The 20,041-nt window shown below is 45.0% G+C and carries 18 protein-coding genes and 1 pseudogene; 5 read left to right on the forward strand and 14 right to left on the reverse strand.

The annotated features are described in order from the left end of the window. Positions 1-23: 23 nt before the first annotated feature. The 3 genes from NSS79_RS21035 to NSS79_RS21045 are packed head-to-tail and all read right to left on the reverse strand — an operon-like array spanning position 24 to position 3,454. Positions 24-860 carry an energy-coupling factor transporter transmembrane component T gene (locus NSS79_RS21035; RefSeq protein ID WP_342435995.1) on the reverse strand — a complete coding sequence of 279 codons (837 nt, stop codon included), beginning with the start codon at positions 858-860 and terminating at the stop codon, positions 24-26. Next, positions 832-2,583 (reverse strand): energy-coupling factor transporter ATPase, encoded by a 1,752-nt coding sequence (locus NSS79_RS21040; protein ID WP_342435996.1) that lies wholly within the window; start codon positions 2,581-2,583, stop codon positions 832-834. Before NSS79_RS21040 ends, NSS79_RS21035 begins: the two co-directional genes overlap by 29 nt. Continuing rightward, positions 2,576-3,454: a cell division protein FtsQ gene (locus NSS79_RS21045; RefSeq protein WP_342435997.1), complete on the reverse strand. Its 879-nt coding sequence runs from the start codon at positions 3,452-3,454 to the stop codon at positions 2,576-2,578. Before NSS79_RS21045 ends, NSS79_RS21040 begins: the two co-directional genes overlap by 8 nt. A 182-nt stretch (positions 3,455-3,636) precedes the next feature. Here NSS79_RS21045 and NSS79_RS21050 point away from each other — a divergent pair, with 182 nt between their 5' ends. Continuing rightward, the gene (locus NSS79_RS21050) at positions 3,637-4,470 is read left to right on the forward strand and encodes a MurR/RpiR family transcriptional regulator (protein ID WP_342435998.1); all 834 of its coding nucleotides are present in this window, start codon (positions 3,637-3,639) and stop codon (positions 4,468-4,470) included. A 478-nt stretch (positions 4,471-4,948) separates the two neighbouring features. On the opposite strand, the pseudogene NSS79_RS21055 reads toward NSS79_RS21050, so the two are convergent. Both NSS79_RS21055 and NSS79_RS21060 read right to left on the reverse strand, forming a co-directional pair. Further along, positions 4,949-6,883: pseudogene (locus NSS79_RS21055) on the reverse strand (thioredoxin domain-containing protein); the annotation flags it as partial. A gap of 27 nt (positions 6,884-6,910) precedes the next feature. Continuing rightward, positions 6,911-7,072, reverse strand: coding sequence for a DUF255 domain-containing protein (locus NSS79_RS21060; RefSeq protein WP_084719487.1), 162 nt, complete (start codon positions 7,070-7,072; stop codon positions 6,911-6,913). Between the two features lie 362 nt (positions 7,073-7,434). On the opposite strand from NSS79_RS21060, the gene NSS79_RS21065 reads away from it, so the two are divergent. Further along, positions 7,435-8,655 carry an IS256 family transposase gene (locus NSS79_RS21065; protein WP_342435582.1) on the forward strand — a complete coding sequence of 407 codons (1,221 nt, stop codon included), beginning with the start codon at positions 7,435-7,437 and terminating at the stop codon, positions 8,653-8,655. Positions 8,656-9,237: 582 nt separating this feature from the next. Here NSS79_RS21065 and NSS79_RS21070 read toward each other — a convergent pair. The 4 genes from NSS79_RS21070 to NSS79_RS21085 form a co-directional block, all read right to left on the reverse strand. Continuing rightward, positions 9,238-10,308: an alpha/beta hydrolase gene (locus NSS79_RS21070; protein WP_342435999.1), complete on the reverse strand. Its 1,071-nt coding sequence runs from the start codon at positions 10,306-10,308 to the stop codon at positions 9,238-9,240. Then, positions 10,298-10,825, reverse strand: a complete 528-nt coding sequence (locus NSS79_RS21075) for a helix-turn-helix domain-containing protein (protein ID WP_342436000.1) — start codon at positions 10,823-10,825, stop codon at positions 10,298-10,300. Before NSS79_RS21075 ends, NSS79_RS21070 begins: the two co-directional genes overlap by 11 nt. A gap of 688 nt (positions 10,826-11,513) precedes the next feature. Beyond that, on the reverse strand, positions 11,514-11,876 hold the full coding sequence (locus NSS79_RS21080; RefSeq protein ID WP_342436001.1) for a hypothetical protein: 363 nt from the start codon (positions 11,874-11,876) through the stop codon (positions 11,514-11,516). A 142-nt stretch (positions 11,877-12,018) separates the two neighbouring features. Next, positions 12,019-12,483 (reverse strand): hypothetical protein, encoded by a 465-nt coding sequence (locus tag NSS79_RS21085; RefSeq protein WP_342436002.1) that lies wholly within the window; start codon positions 12,481-12,483, stop codon positions 12,019-12,021. Positions 12,484-12,510: 27 nt separating this feature from the next. On the opposite strand from NSS79_RS21085, the gene NSS79_RS21090 reads away from it, so the two are divergent. Continuing rightward, complete coding sequence (locus NSS79_RS21090) at positions 12,511-12,750, forward strand: hypothetical protein (RefSeq protein WP_342436003.1); 240 nt, start codon at positions 12,511-12,513, stop codon at positions 12,748-12,750. A 183-nt stretch (positions 12,751-12,933) separates the two neighbouring features. On the opposite strand, the gene NSS79_RS21095 is transcribed toward NSS79_RS21090, so the two are convergent. Then, the gene (locus NSS79_RS21095; RefSeq protein WP_342436004.1) at positions 12,934-13,485 is read right to left on the reverse strand and encodes a 5'-3'-deoxyribonucleotidase; all 552 of its coding nucleotides are present in this window, start codon (positions 13,483-13,485) and stop codon (positions 12,934-12,936) included. A gap of 277 nt (positions 13,486-13,762) precedes the next feature. On the opposite strand from NSS79_RS21095, the gene NSS79_RS21100 reads away from it, so the two are divergent. Beyond that, the gene (locus NSS79_RS21100) at positions 13,763-15,082 is read left to right on the forward strand and encodes a C45 family peptidase (RefSeq protein ID WP_342436005.1); all 1,320 of its coding nucleotides are present in this window, start codon (positions 13,763-13,765) and stop codon (positions 15,080-15,082) included. Positions 15,083-15,089: 7 nt separating this feature from the next. Here the strand turns inward: NSS79_RS21100 and NSS79_RS21105 are convergent, their stop codons facing one another. Beyond that, positions 15,090-16,091 (reverse strand): alpha/beta hydrolase, encoded by a 1,002-nt coding sequence (locus tag NSS79_RS21105; protein WP_342440418.1) that lies wholly within the window; start codon positions 16,089-16,091, stop codon positions 15,090-15,092. 327 nt (positions 16,092-16,418) lie between these two features. Here NSS79_RS21105 and NSS79_RS21110 point away from each other — a divergent pair, with 327 nt between their 5' ends. Next, complete coding sequence (locus tag NSS79_RS21110; protein ID WP_342436006.1) at positions 16,419-16,859, forward strand: DUF6376 family protein; 441 nt, start codon at positions 16,419-16,421, stop codon at positions 16,857-16,859. A 124-nt stretch (positions 16,860-16,983) separates the two neighbouring features. On the opposite strand, the gene NSS79_RS21115 is transcribed toward NSS79_RS21110, so the two are convergent. The 3 genes from NSS79_RS21115 to proC all read right to left on the reverse strand — a co-directional run bounded on the left by NSS79_RS21115 (position 16,984) and on the right by proC (position 20,035). After that, complete coding sequence (locus NSS79_RS21115; protein ID WP_342436007.1) at positions 16,984-17,889, reverse strand: hypothetical protein; 906 nt, start codon at positions 17,887-17,889, stop codon at positions 16,984-16,986. A gap of 572 nt (positions 17,890-18,461) precedes the next feature. Continuing rightward, positions 18,462-19,226 (reverse strand): VOC family protein, encoded by a 765-nt coding sequence (locus NSS79_RS21120; RefSeq protein ID WP_342436008.1) that lies wholly within the window; start codon positions 19,224-19,226, stop codon positions 18,462-18,464. Continuing rightward, on the reverse strand, positions 19,226-20,035 hold the full coding sequence (proC, locus tag NSS79_RS21125; RefSeq protein ID WP_342436009.1) for a pyrroline-5-carboxylate reductase: 810 nt from the start codon (positions 20,033-20,035) through the stop codon (positions 19,226-19,228). Before proC ends, NSS79_RS21120 begins: the two co-directional genes overlap by 1 nt. Positions 20,036-20,041 lie beyond the last annotated feature (6 nt).

The following is a 20,041-nucleotide window of genomic DNA, read 5'->3' on the forward strand; positions in this document are numbered from 1 at the left end:
CTCCTTTGTGCTTGAGGGTGAGTTTAATAGAGCAAATTTGGATAGGCAGAACCCGCGAGAAACAGCAAACCTATATACACGGCAGAGCCTGCAATAAAAGCCCAGTCGGTTCGTTTCATAGCCAGATATGACAGCTTCATCTTTCGCACCTGCGGATTCTTCACTGCATAAGTATACCCTCTGGTCTCCAGCGCTTCGACGGTTGTCCGGGAACGTTTGGCTGTATTCAGCATCAATGGATAGAAGACCAGCACGATAATCCGCAAATAATAAGCGGCAGTGCGCCAGTACAGGATTCCATGCTTCAGCGGCCTTTGGCCTCTCAATCTGAACGAGAGCAGGATCTGGTGAAACTCTTCCAGCAGTGTGGGCAGAATCCGGTAACCGTAGGACAAGCTGAAGGCAAAAGCATCCGGTACCCCTAGCGAGGACAGTCCATCACTGAGCCGCTCCGGGTCCAGACTGGAGAAGACGGTAATGCTCGCCAGTGAAATGACGGAGAGCTTGAGCGTCAGCGTCAACATGGGCAGCAGCGATTCTGCCCCGCCCCCGAAGAACAGTGACACCAGGAACATCCAGCCGATCTGGCTGATCAACCCCAGGCAGAGAATAAATATGATATAGGGACTCACCCTGGACAGGATCGTCGTGATGACCATGAGCACAAACATACCGAGCAATATCGTCCGGTTGTACACAAACCAGGGCGCAATCGCGAAGAATACATACCAGATCAGCAGCGTGCGCGGGTCCAGCCTGCCGAGGAAAGTACTGCTGCTGTTGTAAGCATTGCCAAGCAGCTCCAGCTTGATCTGCTCGACTGAAATCCGGTTAAGTGCCCGTTTGACTGCTTCCACCATGCGTAACCGCCTCCTTTCTCCATTCCACATTCCTGGTAAATTCTTCGAAGCTGCAGCAGATGCGGGGCAGCCCCAGCATCCGGCTCAGCTCCATGAGCTGGGTTTCAGCCAGCCCGGCGCGGCGCAGCAACGCGCCGTCGGAGAATATTTCATCCTTGCTGCCGTCGGCAATAATCATCCCGTCGTTCATCACGATCACCCGGCTGGCCCATTCCGCTACCAGCGCCATGTCATGGGTGGCAATGACCACAGTCTCCACGTGACTGCGCAGCGTCTCCAGCACCTCTACCATCTCCTGCTTCGTTGAAATATCCAGGTTGGCGGTAGGTTCATCCAGCAGCATCACTGCCGGACGGACAGCCGCGCCAATCGCCAGCGAAACCCGGCGCTGCTGCCCGCCGCTGAGCAGGCGGGCGTCACGCTCGGCCAGCTCATGCAGACGGAAGGCCTCCATCATCGCTTCTACTATTTCATCCGTATCCGCGAGCCGCCTTGCCTTCAAGTAATAGGCGATCTCTCCACGCACGGAGTCGTCGATGAACATATCCTCCGGGTTCTGGAACACGTAGGAGGCAATACCGGAGAGGCGCTCCGGCGGCAAGCCGTTCACCTTCATTCCCTTGACATGAACGGTTCCTCCGGTTGGTGTGGTGATGCCGGCAATCAGCTTCATCAGCGAAGACTTCCCTGCGCCGTTGTTGCCGATCAGTGCAACCGATTCCCCGGAGTGCAGCTCCAGGTTAATTCCTTTCAGCACAGGATGCACCGTTTTGTGGATGGTCCGGTAGGAGAGCAGGACCTTATCCATCTTGACAATGGCCTCCGTCTTCCGCTCAACGGGTACGGGAAGCTGCTCTGCGGCAATGGCGGACCATTCGATGCCGCGGCGGCGCATGAAGCAGCCGCCGCTCTCCCCCGTGTTCAGCGGATATAGCGTTCCGCTCCGGGGTCCGGGCTGCAGCATCCAGGCTGCCCGGGTCACATCGGGCGGATAGATGCCCAGCGCCAGCAGTTCCTCCACCGAAGACAACGCTTCGCGCACCGGCTTATGCCAGCGCAGCCTGCCGCCGTCCATCAGCACAACCGAATGGCAGTATTCCGCAATGAACTCAGCATGATGCTCGATAACGACGATGGTTTTGCCGTGCTGTTCATTCAGGCGGCGCAGAATGTCGTAGATTTGGCGGGCATGCTGCGGATCAAGCTGGGCGACTGGCTCGTCAATGACGAGAATATCCGGGTCCATCGCCAGCGCTCCGGCCAGCGCAAGCAAATGCTTCTGCCCGCCGCTGAGCTGCCAGATAAATTCGCTGCCCATACCGCTGAGTCCGGTCAGCGCAAGTGCCCGTTCTCCCCGCTCCCGGTAATCGGGCAGGCCGTAATTCAGCGGGGTGAAGCATACATCATCCAGCACGGTCGGACGGACCAGCTGATTCTCAAAATCCTGGTAGACATAGCCCATATGTCTGGAGAGCTGGCTTACGCTTTTCCCGGTTGCAGATTCTCCGCGCAGCAAAACCTCACCTTCAAAATCACCAGTGTAATAATGCGGGATCAGGCCGTTGAAGCATTTGCAGAGCGTGGATTTCCCCGAACCGTTGCTGCCCATCACCGCAATAAAGTCACCTTCCTGAAGCTTGAGCGATACCTCCCGCAGCACCGGCTGCTCGGCACCCGGATACGTAAACGTTACTTCCTTCAGTTCAAGTACCGGTTTACGCATCAAATTGGCCTCCCCCCTGCCGCCTGCGGGCAGCGCGGCGCATAAGCACAATAATCACAGCTGCAGCAACAACCGCAGCGGCCAGCATGCTCAGCCAGATCAGACTTCCCTCATGAGATTCGGCCCCAGGCAGCTCGAACTCACCGATGCTCCAGCCGGATTCAGACAGCAGCTCCGCACCAAGCGCCAGTAGTGACAGGATGATTCCGCCAATGACGAGCTTCGGTGACAGCCAGGCACCGCTGGCGTATTTCATGTTCCGTTCGCGGGGTTTCATTCCAAGCAAGGGTTCGATTTTTCCGTATAAACGCGGCACCAGGTATAACGTCGGCAGCAGCGCAAACAGGATGCCGGAGAACAGCACATCATTCAGAAAACCCACACCCTCGATGATTACAATACTTTCGGCCAGTCCTTTAACGGCTTCCAGCTCCTCTACCCCGACCCATACCTTGACGATGTCGATGACCGAGCTGAAGAACTGGTGGATGGCCACCCCGCTGATCGCCGCCACCCCAACCTGCCTGCGGTTCTTGGGATCGGAGACCATGCGGCCTGCCGTATACATCGCCAGTGAGAAGGTAATGAATTTCTCCAGCTCTCCCAGCCCGCCGAATTGGCCGAGCATCAGCTCGCCGAAGATTATTTCTCCGACAGCAGCACCCACGGCGGCATACAGCGGATGAAACAACATACAAAGTGTGAGCGGGATGAAGGCGAAATACTCGACAGACAGCTCAATCGGCCCAAGCTGCAGGCTTGGAATCAGCTCCGTGAACATGTTGGACAAACCGTACAAGGACATGGACAGCACAAAAATCATCATTTTTTGCGATTGGGTCAGCGTATAACGGTTTTTTAACGTACTCATAAACAAATCGGCCCCCTCCAGGAAATTACCTTAAGTATAGAAAGTGCGTGTCAGCACAGCTTTTCCCGATTGTTAATGCAATGTAATGTTTTTTTCAGTTTTTTTAACGGTGTAAAAATATTTACAACACACTGGCGCCGTATAGTGGAAGCAGAATCTTCTAATCAGGAGGCCTTACCGCTATGTACAAAGACTGGAACCGCCGCCCCTTTTCACCGAATCAAAGGATCCTTGCCGATTTCATCCCCAAAAATGAGCAGCGCGTCCTCTACATGACCGAGCAGGAGATCGCCAACGAGCTGGGCTTAAGCATCGCTTCGGTCTCCCGTTTCTGGAAAGCCGCCGGGTTCAAGCATGCCAAGGACTTCAAAAACCGCCTCCGTTTCCGCTTTGAATCCACTCCGTCCGAGAAAATGCGCGATGTGATGCAGCGGACCGTAAGCGGCTCCCTCCCGCAAAAGCTGCTGGAGATCAGCTCGCATCATCTGGAGGAGACCAGCCGGTATTTGAATGACGCGCTGCTGCAGCGTGCGGTAGAAGCCCTGTCTGCGGCCAGGCAAATCTATGTTTACAGTCCCGGACCCTGTGCGGGCCTCGCTGAACTGATGGCTTACCGTATGGCCCGCTTTGGAATTACGATCAAACGGATGGCCCCGAGCGGTCACGAGCTGCTGGAAACGTTGATGCATGCCGGGAAAAAGGATGTTGTGCTGGTGTTCGGATTCGTCCAGCTTTTGCCGGAAACGGAGGTGATTCTCGATTACGCGCGCGAAGCGGGGTATGTGGTCATCCTGATTACCGACAGACTGGTCTTCCCCCGTTCCTATGATGCCGATATCGTGCTGTACGCGGGACGCGGCGAAGTATGGGAGTTTCACTCCATGGTTGGCCCGACCTACATTATCGAGAATCTGATCCTCGGCGTGGGGCTATTGAGCAAGGAGCACAGTCTGCGCAAGCTGGATAAGCTTCAGCTGCTGCGGGCCCGGTACGGCAGTAAGCTTCCCCGGAGCTGAGCCAGTTGAGCCGGAACTGAGGGCCGATACACCAGTTAGGTTAGTCAGACTAGCCTCGTTAGTAACACAAGTCACATTATTCTCGTTAGCAACACAGTCACGCCATCACGCTGGTATCGCCACACTAAAAAGTCTAAATTTGCAAAAAACATAGTCAGAGGTGTGAAGTGCTCCTCTTAGAATGACATTGAAATAGACATTGATATAAACAGTGGAATTAACCTTGGTCTATCTGGTGCCCCTGCTTCGGTTTTTTCAAGATACCGCATATAGATTGTCAAGCGTTTAGAGGGACCCAATAAATCCGCATTAAGAGTTCGGCAGTTGGGGTAGAGGTTCAGTCCAGCCGCTGCCAGCGCGAAAATAATCTTTGGTGCTGCATGGAGTAGGCCAAGCCGTTACACGACAAAAAGAGGAGCGCAGTTCATCCTGCGCTCCTCTTGATTTACATAACGGGTTTATTGCAATTTCATTCTGCCTATTGCCGTGCCGCCAGCAGTTCCTTGACCGCCTCAGGGTTATTAACCGGCTGGCGGCAAGCAAAGTTCCGGCATTCATACGCCGTCGCCTGGCCACCCACCGTCGGCTTGTCCGCCAGATGCGGCAGCAGCTTCCGCAGCATATCCTCTCCGCTGCCTTCCCAGTTGACAATCAGTGCAGCATCCGGCAAGTAAGCCTGCTGCACCTGGGCGAGCATGCCGTGCAGCACCGGGTCCTCCCGCTTGCCGGAGAGCACCCATTCCCTGCCGCCGGAAGCCATCGCCAGATGGGCCTGCAAATACATTGCATAACCCGGCGGGTACTCCGATGCAGCGGAGGACAGCACCGCTGCGGTCCGCTCAGCGATTGCCTTTAGCTCCACATCCTGCGAGATCACTGACAGCTTCCACAGCAGCTTCGCCGCCACGGAATTCCCGGATGGGATTGCTCCGTCATACAATTCCTTGGAGCGGATTGGCAGTTCTTCACCATCATGACCAGTGAAGAAGAACCCGCCGCCTGCCTCGTCAATGAACAGCTCCAGCAGTCCGTCCTTGAGCGTTAATGCACGCTCCAGGTAGAGAGCTTGGCCCGTAGCTTCATACAGCTCGGTCAGCCCCCAGAGCATAAAAGCATAATCATCCACGTAGGCAGAGATTGCCGACTCCCCGTCACGGTAGCGGGCCAGCAGCCTGCCATCTTCACGCCGCAGCTTCTCCCAGATGAAATCCGCCGCCGCAGCCGCGGCTTTGGCATACTCCTGCTTCTGCAGCGCCTTCGCTCCCTTCGCCAGCGCCGTGATCATCAGCCCGTTCCAGGAGGTGAGGACCTTGTCATCCTTGGACGGATGAATACGCTGCTCCCGGTACGCGAACAGCTTCTCGCGCCATTCGTCCGTGCGGGTCCGCAGTCCAAGCGGATTCATCCCCATCCGCTCAGCCATCTGATCCGGCAAGCCCTGCAGCAGATTCGGAATATTGGCACCTTCGAAATTCCCCTCCGGTGTAATCCCGTACACATGGCAATAGGAATGCATATCCTCAAGCCCCAGCGCTTCCTCGATCTGCTCACGGGTGAAGACATAGAACTTCCCTTCCACGCCTTCCGAATCCGCATCCTCCGCTGAGTAGAAGGCCCCTTCAGGCGAGGTCATATCACGCAGCACATACGTGAAGATCTGCTCAGCAATCTCCGCATACAGCGGCTTCTTCGTGATCTGGTAAGCCTCGAGATAGGCAATGGCCAGCAGCGCATTGTCGTAGAGCATTTTCTCGAAATGCGGCACCAGCCATTCCCGGTCTGTAGAATAACGGGAGAACCCGAATCCCACATGGTCGTACATCCCGCCCCGGTACATGGCATCCAGCGTCTTCTCTACCATCCGTAGCGCTTCCGGCTGATCATAGTTCTGACTGTACGCCAGCAAGAAAGACAAATTATGCGGCGAAGGAAACTTCGGCGCATTGCCGAACCCGCCGTATTCCTCATCGAATTGGCGGCGGTACAGTTCATAAGCTTCATGCAGCAGTTCTTCGCCGGGAATTGCTCCTACGCTGCCTTCGCTGATACTTTGCGAGTTCTTCCGGTCCAGCGACTGAAGGTCCGCCAGCAGCTCATCTCCAAGCTTGTCCAGCGCTTCACCGTCCTGCTCCCATTTGCGGTGAATTTGCTCCAGCACATCCATCAGCCCAATACGCCCGAACATCTGCCGCTTCGGAAAATACGTCCCCGCATAAAACGGCTTCTTTTCCGGCGTCAGCAGCACCGTCAGCGGCCAACCCCCGCTCCCGGTCAGCGCCTGACACACCGACATATACAGCGCATCAATATCCGGCCGCTCCTCGCGGTCAACTTTGATGGCGACAAAATTATTGTTAAGAAGCTGGGCGACTTCTTCGTCTTCGAAGGATTCGCGTTCCATTACGTGGCACCAATGACAACAAGATTTCTATAACCAACGTTAGGAATACCCAATAGATAAGAAAATAGGCTTATCTTCTGCTTTTGCTTTCGTAAATGCTTGTTCACACCAAGGCCACCAGTCAACGGGATTATAAGCGTGTTGGAGTAGATAAGGACTTTTTTCATGTATTAATCTATTGGGTATCTTGCTAGTTGTCATAGGGCATCACCTCCTTAAATAAAGATATAGCCTTATTATACCCAAACAAAAAGTGACTATGTAAGCCACATAGCCACTAATTTTTATTTGAACTTAATCTCAATCGTCAAACTATTTTCTACATACTTATAGTCTATATACTCAATTATCGTCTTGTATAGTTGATTTTGCTCTTCCCAAGTCAATAGAGGATTACTCATTAAAGTTTTTCATGAAGCTGACGAACCGGACCGGCAGAGCCTTTCCCTTTTACGACGTACGCCCGGTGAGACGGTTTTTCACTTATATAGAGTCTGTAAAATATATTGTGTAAACTCTCAAACCCATTAAAATGGAAGTAAGAGAAAGGTTGGGGAGAACACATGGGACTTTGGACAAAACAGCAGTTACGGGAATTTATTAAGGAAAACAATTTGGTAAGCGCACAGGATGCGCAAAATGCTCTAAAAGAGCTATTCGCTGAGACGATTCAGGAGATGCTGGAAGCCGAAATGGATACTCACTTAGGCTACGGAAAGCATGAAGTAAAGGCGAAACTCACTCCAAATAGTCGCAATGGAAAGAGCCGAAAAACGGTCGTCAGTGAGTACGGTGAACAGGAAATCGCTATCCCTAGGGACCGTCTGGGTGAGTTTGAGCCACTTGTCGTCAAGAAGCATCAGTCGAACGTAACGGGCATCGAAGAACAAATCATTGCCCTGTATGCCAAAGGCGTCAGTACAAGAGAAATCCAGGATCATCTAGGACAGATGTATGGCATTGAAGTCTCTCCTACGCTCATTTCCAATGTCACGAACAAGATTGTTCCTCTCATTAAAGAATGGCAGAACCGGCCTCTGCAGGGCGTCTATGCGGTCGTCTATCTGGACGCCATCCACTTTAAAGTCAAACAAGACGGGGCCATTATCAACAAGGCCGCCTACATGGTCATTGGCATTGATTTGGACGGAAACAAAGATGTGCTGGGCATGTGGATCGGGGAGAACGAGTCCTCCAAGTTCTGGCTGAGCGTGCTCAATGAGCTGAAAAATCGCGGGGTGGGGGACATTCTCATTATCTGCGTGGACAACCTGTCCGGGTTCTCTCAAGCGATTGCAGCCTGCTACCCCCAAACTGAAATCCAGAAGTGTATTATTCACCAGATCCGCAGTTCCACACGGTACGTGTCGTACAAGGACATTAAGAAGGTGACCGCCGACTTAAAGCCTATATACAAGGCCGCTACTGAGGAAGGCGCCTTGCTTGAACTCGACCGTTTTCAGGAAGTCTGGGGCGCTAAATATCCTCTTATTATCCGTTCCTGGCGGACAAATTGGGACGAACTCGCTACCTTTTTCAAGTACCCGCCTGAGATCCGCAAACTCATCTACACCACCAATATGATCGAGAGTTACCACCGCCAGCTACGCAAAGTAACGAAAGGAAAAAGCATCTTTCCTACGGATGAGGCATTGCTGAAGATGCTCTATTTAGCTACCGTTGACGTCACTCGGAAATGGACGGGACGTGTACAAAACTGGGGGCAAATGCTGCTCCAGTTGTCCGTCTTCTTTCCTGATCGGGTCGGTCAACACTTGCGTTAGATTCGCGACTTCCCCCTCGGGGGAATCTATGCTTAAAAGAGTTTACACAAAATTATTGACAGACCCCTTATATAAGCTAATAAGATCCTTCACAAATATTTCTCTATTTGTAATTTGGATTTTATTATTGCTTAAAAATCCATCCAATGATTGGATTGTTTTTTCGATAATAGAAATCTTCCATTTTTTGCTTAAATCTTTTTTATAACTAATATAAATTTCATTTTTTAATGGTTCATATACTATTGAACACAGAGTATCTTCCCGACTAGTTTTACTTAAAACTTCAAAGCTTCATTTATTCCAAAGCTATAAATATTATTATTAATATATTCATGAGCACAAATATATCTATCTGTATCTATACCATATACTTTATTATAATTTGCTTCCTTAAAATTCCCATTTGGAAAATATATAATTCTGTCATATAATATGCTTTGAGTATTTAGAGAATCATTTTGCTATTTTACCATTGACTTCACCACTTTCTTAAACTTCCATCCATATGATATCACCGCATCTCGATGGTTCAACCTACAACATTTTTCAGAATCAAAAATGCGCCACTTAAGCTTATGCTTAATGACGCATTTTGTTATTCGTTTCTGAGTGAAATGTAAAGATTTTGAGGGAGAACTGTATGCCGTATTTCGGCGTTCGTTTTCTAATTACCCCTATTTTGCAAAAAGTGGTCGTTGCAATACAAATATCCTCTATATGACCGTGGTAAAGAAAATGGTTTCCCTCAATGACTCTCCATTCGGCATTTGCACCCAATCTGTCCATGTGCGCATTTTGGTATTTATCGCCTGTCTGTTTTCCTTGTGCAGTTTCGGAAGCTATAAGTTTTAGTATGGGTATATCCTGGGGAAAATTCATACTCATCACTTCTTCAATGTTTTCGTTGAGCCGTAATAACTGGTCTGCGATTGTGTCATTGTAATAGTGGTTCATAAATTTCGTGTAATCATCAACTTCCGTTTGCATATATCCATTTTCTTTCTTTATCCCAAGTGTGGACGATACTACAATAGAATTGAACGGGCGGGCAAGACCAATGGCTTGTTGTACCTTACCCAAGCTATAAACAAACTTGGGTACATTTATGCTTGTTTCAGCTGACGACGTAGTATCCAGCATAATGATTGCGCTCACTTCTTCCGGGTATTTGGATGCGTAGTATTCGCTGTAAATACCAGAGCCGGAATGCGGCATTAATATATATGGTGCTGAAAATCCAGCCACAGATAATGCTTCGCGTATTTCTTCGGTGTAGTTCTCATTCGTTCGGGGCGTAACTATTTCATCACTGAACCCAACGCCAAAATACTCTATACACACTACCGTATAGCTCTTTGATAATTCACGCATTAACGGGCCAAAGTCTGCGCTTGGTAATGGAACAGTGAAGCCCGACAACAGCACAATGGTTTCCTCTCCGTCCCCCATCGAGTAAACATGCATATTTTTTCCATTTACTTCAACTAATTCGCCATAGGGAGCAAGATTATCAAGCTCATTGGAAAAGAAAACCTGATTAATAAATAAACTGAAAAGATTCAGCAATACGATACTACCAAAAATAATTGCAAGTATAGTCAACATCCTTTTCCCTCGTTTCTTATTTATCTTCACTTTTTCATTTTTCATTTTCGCTTGCCTCCGGCGGTGCAGAAATAATTGTTATATCTCTCGGCTTTCGTTTGTCAGCAGCCTCATAATGGTATTTCACAAATACTTTTTGCAATTCAGATAAGAACTTGTCAAACTCTCGGTCGGTCATCATCATAACAGTATTATTGAAAAATATCTTATTGTTGCCGGGTACAAAAGTATCTTTGGCAAAATACTTTTCAAACTTTGAGTAAATTCCCATTAGAAATCTTAATGCCTGTTGAGGAATATTTTCCGCATTGCTCGGCTTATTCAATTCGTCTATCTTAAGCGCGAGTGTACGCTCAACACTGCCACGAATTTTCTTTTCTTCAATAACTGTCAAAATACTGGCTTCAATAAGAATATTTATATGCCGATAAAGCGTGGTTCGCGGCACATCACTAATTACTTCACATACTTCATTTGCTGTCATGCTATTGCCAGAAGCGAAGGCCTGTACAATTCTCATTCGCGTTGGGTTGAGCATAATATCGTATATGTCTTTGCGCATAATACACCTCCATTGTTTCCATTTGTGATTATAATACCAATATTGGAATTATTCAAGGAAAACATGCTATCTGATGTTGTTATTTCCAAGGTTTCCACTAAACTGCTAAACGGCAAGCAGTGCAACCGTGGTCACGGTTGCACGTTTTTGAGATTTTCTCTTGCGGGAAAATTCAAAAACTGCTTGTTGGGGAGTGCCTTCCCCAAACCCTGCAACTTCGGGCCAAAATGGCCTAAAGTAAGCTGCCACAAACAGAAATACCGCCCATTTGTCCTCTTGGGCGGTATTTTGTGAAGGTTAACCTCATGTTTTCGGTTGTTTTATTGAGCTGTACATTGTATACTATTGGCAAATTGATAACTTTTTTGGTAATCAGTAGTTTAACACAATAATCATTAAAATTACCTAGTGAAATCAATGCTTTTCGTTGGTTGCAGTAACTTGACTGCCACCAATGACAGGTACGTGTGAATCAACAACCTAGCTACCCAATAGTAAGGAAGACGGGTTTGTTGTCACGCATGACGACTTCAAAAGCTTCTTCTAATCAAGAGAACTAGCACGCTGGATTGTAGGCATGTTGGAGCAGATATGGGAACTTTTCCTTGGCTAATTTATTGGGTACTTTTTAAATAGTCATGAGGCATCATCTCGTTTCGTGTTGGAGTTGGGTAAGTATCAGTCTGGGTTAGTTTATCCAAAAAGCGGGGGAGAGCGCAAGAATAGAAAAAAGGTAACTCCATATGATATGGGTTACCACCAAGGAAGATTCATCATAATACAACCACCAATCATCTGTTCTTCCTACAAAATCACCAATTTGTTTTGTATCAACTCTTTTTAATGATGTACTCAACTCAACTTTAAAGGCTTGATCCATGTGATTACTTTTTTGAAAACTAATAAATTGCTTAACATTTTCATTGAAACTTTTGCTAAAAACCAATGATGAACGTTCTCTTTTTTTGTCAATATAAAAACCATTTTCTTCTAACTTACTCGATATATATTTCTTCAACGCATTATTAAATGAAATCAAATTTAATTTCACTCTCTAATTTCATATGGCCAGCGATAATTTATTTGCTGACTTCTCTTCTTTCACCTAGTATCCTACACAATCCAAGTAACAGTTTGAATACGCGCCTCAATTTTAATGCATAGTCTTATGTGATTCCGTATGCTGTAATTGCTTATAAAATAAATATAATTACCATCATCATATATGAATATCGGATATTCTTTTTTAACAATATGTATACAATGCCATATAGAATGGACATGAAGAAAGCATAAACACCTGTTAGACTTCCTTGGAGCAAAATGTGTATGAGTCCCCATGTGAGAGCAAGAAAAATCCCTCCATAAGGCAGACTGCCTCTTTTTATGAGCGTTTCACCGATTTTTTGTCCAAAAGCAATCGTTAGCAGAATCAAGGCAGCTTCAAACAAGTAATAGATATTTTGAAAAATGAATTTAACGATACCATTGTATTCTTGAACTGGCTTAAAACCACCCCATACAATAGTGGTAACTGTAATTGCTATAACAGAAATCACAACCGCAAGTAACCATCCCTTGGAGTCTGGTGCTTCGTTTAACTTCATAATATCAAAGGAGAATTTTTTCTTTGAAAGCCTTATCAAAAATAGTGCCATACCCCCCCACAAAATGCATGTAAGCAATTGGGTATAAATATCAAACCATCAAAACTCCATTATTTCAAACTTCCCGTTTTTTTGATTGCCCCAATTTTTAAAATTATTATGGGCACAAAGTTTGCCGAAACAGTCATGGCAAAGCATACGGCCGTGGCAAAATCCGAGATGGTCTGCCTTCAAAATGAATTTGATGTGCTGATCATGAAGAGTAAGATGGAAACACCTTCTATTGATAAGCTACGAAAAAACCTTGCAAAAGACTGATTTCGTTTTATGTAATGATACTTATATTATGTCGTATTCTTATACTATGTGGAAATATTTGAATGGTAGTAATTGCTTATCTTCAAATAATAAAAACTCCCATTAGGCAGCTTGCTGGCACGCTGCGTGAATGCGATGTTGTCTGAAGTGTATGCCCCCTTCAAGCATACTCTCAAAATTCCTTTATGAGTCTTGTGTTTTTTGTTTTTTATTACTTAAAAAATAGTCCCCAACTTCATACCAGTTGTTAACTCGCACATAACCTGATTCGTTGACATTGTGTGGAGCAGTAAATAATATTCCTTGTCCTTGAAATCTTTGAAAATGCCTTGAACTATCATCTATAAGATACTCAGCATTAATAATGCTTTTATCACCACAAAACACATAATTCATTTGTGGAATGAAAGGAAAGTTATCACTTAACCATTCAAATTTAGCTTGAAATGAAGATGGATGTTCCATTGCTGCTGTTGTGATATAAATCTCGTAATATTTACTCAATTCTCTGATTACTTTCTGACTTCCCTCCATTACTTTCAAGTCCCGAAAAAAACCTGGATCATCCACAAAATCCAATATTTCTTTCGAAAGTTCAGGACGTATCCTCCATAACCTTGTGCCTTGCAAGTCCTTAATAGTTAAAGATTCATTGTAACTGGTGTTGTATAAGTGTAAGTGCTTTGCATGAAAATCTGCAATTACCTCGTCCATATCTACTGCTATTCGCTTCAATGAATTCACCCTCAATTAGAGATTATTAAGTAGTTTTCATGCTAGATCGTGTTTAAACGCCTGCTTGATGCATGTTTTTATTATACTACTAAATGGTAGAATATAACTTATTTTTCGAAGTTTGCACTTCTGCCTGCGACCCTCTTCGATCTGTCAACTATGCGCAGGTAATGACAGGACAGTATGAAAGAAAAACAATATCATAATATGCAGAGGGGTGAGTATAAGCCACCGCTTATAAAATATTTGAAAAATAGTCTGAAAGAAGGCGCTCAACATGTCAAACCAGTTCGTTAGCTTTTCAAAATTCGTCTCAGAGGGCAGCCATTACGAGATTGGCACTAAGCTGGCTCATACAGTCAGAAAGAACCCGGAGCTTATGAGTATCAATATACAAGGTGATTGTATGGATAGTTTTTTATTAAGAAAGAAACAAACCCTTTTAGATGAATTTTGTCCCGGAGTAAACGAGGAAATCCTTGGACTTTCAGACAGCTTAAAAATCCCACTGGGGAAATTGGCTGTATTTGCGGATGATGTAATAGAAGCTGGAGCATGCAGTCAATTCGCAGCTTTGTCAAGTATTACATCTGATGGGCACACTTTAATTGGCAGAAGTTATGAATTTTCGACTGAAGATGAGATGTGTTTGTGTGTAACAAGGGCAGACGGAAAACCTGCACATATGGGTTTTTCACTGCTATTGTTTGGGAGATTTGACGGAATAAATGAGCATGGCTTAACAGTAAGCATGTCATCTTGTGAATTTGGACAACGCCCTTTTGGTGAAGGACTTTGGTTCCCGTTTGTGCTGAGGTCTTTATTGGATAATTGCTCCTCTGTTGAGGATGCCATATATCTTTTGAAGAATATACCTATACGAAGCAATGTAAACCTGCTGATTGCTGATACTTACGGAAATGTCACAATAGCTGAAACTGCCTGTTTCGGCGATGATAGAAAAATATCTTTTAGAAACAGTGAAGATTTCCTTGTCGCAACAAATCATTATGAGAGCAACGAAATGTTGCCTTATGATAATAACCGCAGAAGGCATTCTGTTATTCGATACAACACTATAAAAGATTTTTTTTCAAAAAAGAAAGGATCTATTTCTGTAGAATCAATAAAGACAATCCTAGAGGAAAAAGTGCCAAAGGGCGTATGTTGCCCATTTTATGAAGATTGTTTAGGAACCTTGCATTCAATGGTTTTTGACACGACGGAGATTAGCGTACAGGTGTGTTTTGGGGCAGCATCCCCGCAAAAATGGGAAAAAATCTCTTTTAATAGTCCATATGAAAATTCTAAAATACAAGTCCATATAAATAACGAGTTCCCCCAGAACCCCACAACCTTTTGGGAGCACTTAAACCCTGGAAGTATGGACAAAAGCATTAAGGAGATGGTTATTTATCCATTACTCCCTATGACGGCAATAAGAACTGAATATGAACTATCAAAAAAATGCTACGACATGACATGCAAGGAAGCTTGCGATGATGCCGTAGCATGGATAATACGAGGACCGTGTTTAGATAATGCGAATGAGCGCATGTTGTTACATCAAATAATTACAAACAAACTTTCATTTTAAAAATCATCTACTTGTCTTTTTTTACTTCTTCCATAAACGCCCTAAAGTTTTCAACGATTTCTTTTGATTTGGTATGGTGTAAATAATGTGTTCCTTCGAAGGTCATCACTTTTCCATGTACAGAATCTTTTATTTGCTCTTCATGTAGTGTTGACCATCCTGCAATTGCTGCACTATCCGGTTGTAAAAAGAATATAACTGGAAGATTTTTTGGGAATGTTAAATTTTCAGCCGCTTTAAAATTAGGAACCCTACTTTCTATTTCATTCACAATGGTAGGATTTCTGAAGTTTTTGAAAGAAATAATTCTCATTTGTTCTTTTGTTTCATCATCAACTGGTATTGTAGCATATGGGTCAGCACTTAGTTTCATTATCAATCTGGCTAAACCTGATTTTTTGAGTAGTGAAATTGTTGTAGATGATATTGGAGATTCAACAACCTTATCACCGTATTGCTTTGGAGCACTGCTATCGATCCCGACAAATGCACTCACTTCGTGTTCATATTTGTTCACATAATCTAGTCCGTAAATGCCTGAAATGGAGTGACCCATTAGAATATATCGGTCAATTTTAAGACGCTGTAAAGCTTCATGAATTTCACTTACAATATTTCCTATGCTTCGTTCTTTTTCGGTTCCATCACTTAATCCATAACCAAAAGGCTCAATCACTACGACTTTGTAAAATGGTGATAACTCTTCTACTAGCGGCTTAAAATCCAGTGCTGGTGTTCCTGTTCCCAAACCTGGTAGTAGCACGACTGTTTCTTCACCTTGTCCTTGAATTAAGACATTCATATTTTTCCCATCTACTGTTACAAACTGACCATAGGATTTTATTTTCCCTTCCTCTGATTTACTGCTGATCTTATCAACGACAAAAACAATGGCTAGAAAAACGACGATTGCTATAACTAATACTGCTAATACCTTAAGTAAAATCCTAAGTAATTTTTTCATCTTACTAGCTGGTTTTTTGCCTGTTGTTTTTGTATCCAAGTCCATTTTCTTCACCTCACGTATTTTCACTTGCATCTTCTCCAGTCGTTATTTCTGTGTTGGGCTGCCTTATCGAACCGTTAAGCTAGCATATACGATAGAGATGTACTCCCCATGACGACAATATGAACTGAATATGAACAAGTAGTATTGGCTATAAACAGACAAAAATCGTCCCTACAGAAGTTCTAAAACAGAATTTGAAAAAAATCCGTCTTTGAAATACCTTGACATAACCGTACCCGCATATCACTTTCATGCAACCTGATGCCCTTCTGACCGTATGAACTACAGTAAACTTGGCACATAAGATACTCTAAAGGAGTGAAGCAAATGAAGAAATATGGCTTAAGTCTGCTGCTACTCATTTTGCTGGTTGTACCGGGTTGCGGGATTGCAGAAAAGATAGGAGACAGCGTCAATTTCACCGCCGATACAGCTTCTTATATGCAAACTTTGACGGAGTTCGGACAAGAGATGGGCACCTGGGCCACGGATGCTGCCACAGACCCGCAGGCCAGGGATGAATTAAAGGATAGGCTGGTTGCCCTCAAGGAACAGATCGTCGAATATGCCGGGCTTCAGGTTCCGGAATATGCGGCAGACCTGCATCAATCTATTGTCGGATACAATGAAACACTGCAGCAAGGGCTGGATCAGGCCATAACCAACCTGGAAGAAGGAAAAGCCGCCTTCGAATCGACAGGTATTCCCGAGACTATAAATCAAGTCAACGAGCTATTGAACCAGATCACCCAGCTCATCCCGCAGTAACAGCCTAAATAAGCGCTCAAAGTATGGAAAAACATACCTCGAGCGCTTTTTCTTTTGTCAGCCGCATCTAAGGAAGCACGTGAAAAAGAAGTGGCAGGTTTCTCCACTTCTCTCAAACTTTCATTTATGATGCTATTTCTGCATTTTGTACACTAGTTACTATCTCTTGGCTGATAGGAATTACTGCCTTTTTATCTTCTTTCTCTTCAAAATTCCCATGTTTATCTAGCGTATAACAACTCTTTATCAGGTAACCCTGTTGACAATTGGGACAATGACCAAACTTAAATCCATATTTAACATTAGTATCTGAAGCTCCATCCTCACAAAGCGTCTTTTGTTCAGTGATATACTTTGTTAATCCTTCACCGTTGTTATTTTGTATGTATTGATTGATTTCATTTAATACCGGCTCTATCATTTCATCATTTACGTCCAAAAGTTTATGTTCCTGTAAATACGCTTTGTTACACGAAGAACAATGTGTCTTACCACTTGTCACCAGCAATCCGGCACTTAGGCCACCTATTAATAAACCAACACATTGTATGAGGAATTTGCTGATGTTTACCCACTTATTGGGTTCAATATCTATTGCATTGCTCACATGTCCTCTTGAAAATATGCTTAAACTGCTATTATTAAATTTATAATCATAATAGTTCAATAGAGTTATAGGTTCATCTGATTCTCCAAACACAAAATTACTTATATGCTCCCCCTCAAACTTATAGTTAATTACATTCGATGATGAGACATATGCCATCTGATATTCTCCATACATAAACCCGCTAAATGAAAGTAATATGAAAATAAGCGATATGAAGTAGTTGTTTTTATTCGGCTTTAATCCTTGTCTCACAGTTTTAGAAAAATATCCGAAGGTGGCTATACCTCCGAGAATAATCCCCCCTACCGGAATAATGAATAACACAGAAAAGCTAAAAAAGTTAAAACCTAAGAGACTCAAGATAAGCAATTGCACAATTACTGATACTGCCGCTGTTATTACTCCCCAAACCCATTTCATAAATATTACTTCCTCCTCTTTCTGAATAAGATATATTTTAACATCTGATGCAAAATGACCCAATAATAAAAATTACATCATTTTTCGACAGTTTAACCTTGTATTCCGGTGATATATATGCGTGAATCCTGTCATTTTTAAGCAAATTTAAGCGGTATGCTGGGTGTGCTGTCAAATCATCTTTATAAGAGTCCTGATGTTTTTTAAGTGAGCTGCTGCAGAATGGTGTCGATGCTATAACACTGCGTCGTAGGCAGCAGCTATTTCACCTATGAGCAGGTGGATGATCTGGTGCGCTATTATGGTCTGGCACTGCCGGTGCCTATCTATTTTCAAGGAGAACGCGAACGCCTCAACAACCTCCCCGACAATTTGGCCCAGCACAGCCAGAAGTGATTCAGAGCAGAACCTTAATGCAGAGAGAGTCGGCAGGTTACCCGCATTCTCACTACAAAAGAGCTAACCAAAGGTGACACAACGCAAAATTTGGATTTACGCAAATAGGGTTGTTACCGCGCTATGCGATAACAACCCATTTTCAAACCAAGGAAATCAGTTGATGCAGTTATTTTTTAAACAAACACATACTCACCAGCACCAACTTGAATTGTCTTCCCTTTTAAGCCGGTGGAATCCGTTTCAAAAAGGACCTGTTTGAATTGATTCTCATCCCCTTGCACGAAAGCAAAAGACTTATCTCCAATTTCAAGGGTGAAGTTATTAACTTCTGACTGTGCAATTGGCAGTCCAAATAACGCTCCCCAATGTTCAGCGGCGGCTGCAGGATCTGAGACACGGAATACCGCCCTCACGATTTCCGCATGTCCCGCAGGATGGGATTGAATGACTCCGGATGCCGTTAACCGTTCCAATCGCTCTTCATCCGTCCCGTTCCATTGAATGATAAACGGATAGACCAGTCCTTGAAAGTCTCCATCAATGGTCATCATCCGCCACTCTATTAATCTGCCTTTGTTATCCAGACGTTTACCATCGATTATAGGAGATAACGATAAACCGGCTGCCTTCAAGGAGGCAGCGATTTCTTCAATATCATTCGTCCGGATCACAACTCTGCTTAAGACTTCCTGCTCTGGGAGAAGGTTAACCGCATCCCTCACTACAACATTGTGCTCGGTTGCCTTCGCTAATTCCAGATTCTCAATGCCAAGAAACTCAAGATAGGTTAGCCCAAAGTAACTTAAAGCATTGTAGGTTCCCCAATCCTTATGAGAACCTCCCTTGAAAGCAATCAAACCATGATCGCCGAAGATTTCAACCGGTTTATCCAGGTCATTGACATAGTGTACTAAATGATCCCATTTCAGGGTTGCCATTATTCCTTCACTCCCAGCTCAGTAGTGCGCTTTACGGCTGCCAGAACACTTCTTTGCAGTCCGGCCGCGAAATCACTGTTGTTCAGCTCGTACAAGCCGTGAATGCCAACACCGCCAGGCGAATTATTAATATCAAGCAGTTGTCTTGGATGCAGACCTGTCTGCTGCAGCATCACAACCGCTCCCATAACATTCTCCAGCGCTACTTTCCAAGCTTGCTCCCGTGGCAGTCCGGCGAGGACACCCGCATCCGCAAGAGATTCAATGAAATAATAGATATAGTTAGGTCCAGCTACACCGAACCCAGTGAAGATATCTATATATGACTCCTCCAGATATTGTACTTTGCCGAACCCGAGCAGGAACTTCTCAACTTGATCACGAGTGGCGTAGGCATTTAAAGCTACACCACTATAGCCGTAACCCGTATCGGTCAACGTATTGGGAATGACCCGAATGATCGGGCGTTCAGCTCCAAAATATTGTCCTAACTTCGCAATCGTTACCCCCGCCACAATCGATACGACTGCGGCAGTAGGTGAAGCGAATTGTTGCACAATTTGTCCGAGTGCAGTCAAATCATCCTGTGGACGAACCGCAACTACAATCAACTCCGCTGTAGACAGGCCATGCTCCTGCGAACTATCTGTATTTACGCTGTATTTTGTATTCAACAACTGAAGACGGGCTTCATTAATATCGGATACACTGATTTGTTCTGCAGACAGGGTATCATTGGAAATACTTGCGCGGATGATCGCTTCCGCCATCTGTCCTCCGCCAATAAAATGAATCTTTTGCTTGGTCACGTTCGT

The organism is Paenibacillus sp. FSL L8-0436, assembly GCF_038593025.1.
Taxonomy (GTDB): domain Bacteria; phylum Bacillota; class Bacilli; order Paenibacillales; family Paenibacillaceae; genus Paenibacillus_AQ.